Source organism: Acetobacter okinawensis (assembly GCF_002153655.1).
In the GTDB taxonomy this organism is placed as follows: domain Bacteria; phylum Pseudomonadota; class Alphaproteobacteria; order Acetobacterales; family Acetobacteraceae; genus Acetobacter; species Acetobacter okinawensis_A.
In genome coordinates this window covers 1-983 of sequence record NZ_JOPJ01000100.1, presented here as the reverse complement: position 1 = coordinate 983, position 983 = coordinate 1, and the positions used below count along the sequence as shown (strand labels likewise).

Here is a 983-nt window from a genome sequence, read left to right as displayed (position 1 = left end):
GTGATCTGCTGGACAGCCTGACGCATGGCTCCACAATGGGCATGCAGGCTGTCTGAAAAACCGGACAGATCAAGGAACATCTCATCAATGGAATACGGCTCCACCCTCGGGCTGTAATCCAGAAGAACCTGATAGACCCTACGGCTCATATCCGCATAGAGCGGGTAGTTGCTGGAGAACCAGCGTACGTCCGACAACTTCCGCTCATTACGGACCAGATGCCACGCCTCGCCCATTTTAATACCGAGTTGCTTGGCCTCCGCTGTGCGGGCAATGGCGCAGCCATCATTGTTGGACAGGACGACAACCGGGCGATGCTTCAGCTCCGGGTCAAAGGCCCGTTGGCAGGAGCAGTAGAAGCTGTTGCAGTCGATCAGTCCGTACAGCATCAGGCTTTCTCACGCACCACACTGGCAACATTGGCCCAGATTTCCACATCCCGTGCAGGATCAACTTCAAGGGGTGGATGCGTGTTATCGCCTGACACAAGCCACCAGGCGTTGCCCCGCCTCTGCAATTCTGCCAGCAGAACACGTCCTGCGGCCCAGGCAATGACCAGTTGGCCTGCCTGTGGAGAGCCTGCTGTGTCGGCTATCAGAATATCCCCGTCCATAATGCCTCGCGCGGCAAAGGTCGCCCCGCGCACGCGGACCGGGTAACGGCTGGGGTTCTTCAGGTCCAGAGTCTGGGAAAGATCAATCGGCCCCTCAACAGAATCGGATGCCGGACTGGCAAAGCCGGTCGTACGGTCTCCGGCATAGCGTGCATTCATCTACTTCCTCCCTAATGAAGAACATAAGGGGAACATAGTATGCGAAGTCAATCAAAAAGGTGCACGGATTTTGCACGGATTGATGTGGTTTAATATGGGTCGATATGGTCCAATATGGACCGATATAAACCGATAGGGCGCTTATTATTTTGTGGATTGTTTTCTGTAACCCGCAGAAAACTAGGGCAAACCGTGGTGGGTGCGACAGGGA

At 55.0% G+C, this 983-nt stretch carries 2 protein-coding genes; both read right to left on the bottom strand.

Going from position 1 to position 983, the window contains the following annotated elements; translation table 11 throughout:
- A partial coding sequence (locus HK26_RS12910; protein WP_475638872.1) for a Y-family DNA polymerase occupies nt 1-389 on the bottom strand: 389 nt, incomplete at its 3' end.
- Nucleotides 389-772, bottom strand: coding sequence for a LexA family protein (locus tag HK26_RS12905; protein WP_086640103.1), 384 nt, complete (start codon nt 770-772; stop codon nt 389-391). The genes HK26_RS12905 and HK26_RS12910, both read right to left, overlap by 1 nt.
- Nucleotides 773-983 lie beyond the last annotated feature (211 nt).

Coding starts and splice junctions, on each gene's coding strand:
- HK26_RS12905 (WP_086640103.1), bottom strand. CDS start 772: ATGAATGCACGCTATGCCGGAGACCGTACGACCGGCTTTGCCAGTCCG.